The following is a 1,662-nucleotide window of genomic DNA, read 5'->3' as shown; positions in this document are numbered from 1 at the left end:
GCGGGCGTGGCGTTCGCGGTTGGAGGTGATGGGGTTGGCTTCGCAACCGAATCCTACGCCGCATCAGCGCTTTACCCCTCAGGCGCACTCTTACGAATAAGACGGGCTAGGAAAGAGCGGACTCAAGATATCATGAACGTGTTCCGGCCGGCAATTCCCGGCTTGGGCAGATAGGACGCATGCGCTGAGCTCGCGCTCCGTCTTTTCGACTCGACCGGATACAAAGGCTCTACATGTGGAAGTTGATCGGCGAGTCGTACAGTTGGTCTGCTGCGATAAGGTTTCAGACAAAATTGAGTAAACTCGCCTACTTACAAGCAAATTGCAGAAATGGGGTCAGTCGGCGAACTGATAAGGAAATTACACAAAGCTTATCAGTCGGCGCGCGATCGCTTTCTGCGTACGGCGTCAGCACGCCTGCCGAACTGCACCACCTGATTGCGGCAGGGATACCCGCGTGGCGCAAGGTGATCGAGGAGCGCCACGTCAAGGTCGAGTAGGGAAGGTGCCCTGGCCGAGGTCGAGAATCAATTGACCTGACGGGCAAGGCCATTCCAGAACGGTTTTGCGCAGAGCAGCCCTGTCGATCTTGTTACACCGGGGACGGCAGCATGCCGATCGACAACAATCTTCTGGAGCGCGACATCAGGGTTTTTGCAACTGGCAGGAAGAGTTGGTTGTTCAGCGATACCGTGGACGGAGCCAAGGCCAGTGCCGTCGTCTACAGCCTGATGCTGACCTGCCGCGCCTCACGTGTCGAGCCGTTAGCGTGGTTGCGCCACGTCCTCACTGAATTGCCTCAGCGCGCCGGCGACGCCGATATTACCGATCTGCTGCCCTTCAACTTCCACAAAGCCGCCACTGCCTGAACGGCCGGCATCGCCCGATACTGCGGTAATCCATCAAAACCGCCGGCGTCAACGTGCGGGGAAAATCGCGCTTACCCCTCAGGAGCAACATCACCGCCTTTCCAATCCGATAGCCGCCACCTGGCGATAGCTTCTTCGTCAGCTTACCGACAGGTAAGTGCTTCAGAGGTTACAACGTGTCGTAGTGGACTGAGTCTGCTCAGTCTTGGCAAGGGAGTATGGAATGGATCCTTTTGAGGCAGGACGTATTCAGCGCGGCGATGGGATCTCTTCGAACGGACAAGAGGGGCAGGAAAACGCAGTGGGACGGAGTGCTGACAGGCTATGACGTGGCAGATTCAGCTCATGTGGAGGACGACCAAGACCGGACGGTTGAAAATTGGGCTGCCGAACGGGACGTGGGCCCGCTCGAGGATCGAGAAGAAGCCCTAACGCGATTAAATCTTTGTTCAATCAACATCTCGATCTCGAATCGTTGTCCCTGACCAGTTTGCCCAGATTTTCGACCGACCTCAGGCGGATCGACGTTCCCTTCAACCGCCTAACCAGGCTGCCCGATAGCCTGCCCGCCACCCTCGAGTCGCTCAACGTCAGTCACAGCCAGCTGACCAACTTGCCCGCCCTTCCGGCCCGTCTCGATTATCTCAACGCGAGTGATAACCGACTAGCTAGCCTGCCTGAGGCCCTTGTATGGGGCTTCTTTTGTCAAGAAGTTCGGCAGTGCAACGCATGTCTTGTCCTTCGTCAGTTTCTTTGTTCGATCTGAAAGCCCGTTTCTTCGTCCCGACCCGCG

At 57.0% G+C, this 1,662-nt stretch carries 1 protein-coding gene and 1 pseudogene; both read left to right on the top strand.

The window, feature by feature from the left end; all coding sequences use genetic code 11:
* The first annotated feature begins 233 nt into the window (after positions 1 to 233).
* Entirely contained in the window at positions 234 to 500 is a 267-nt protein-coding gene (locus QJT78_RS50960) for a hypothetical protein (protein WP_038976728.1), read from the top strand.
* A 93-nt stretch (positions 501 to 593) separates the two neighbouring features.
* A pseudogene (locus QJT78_RS50955) lies at positions 594 to 869 on the top strand (transposase domain-containing protein); the annotation flags it as partial.
* Positions 870 to 1,662: the final 793 nt, after the last annotated feature.

Source organism: Bradyrhizobium sp. Mp27 (assembly GCF_029953005.1).
GTDB classification, from domain to species: Bacteria; Pseudomonadota; Alphaproteobacteria; order Rhizobiales; family Xanthobacteraceae; genus Bradyrhizobium; species Bradyrhizobium barranii.
Note: the sequence above shows the minus strand (reverse complement) of the source record. Positions and strands in the feature narration are given on the sequence as shown.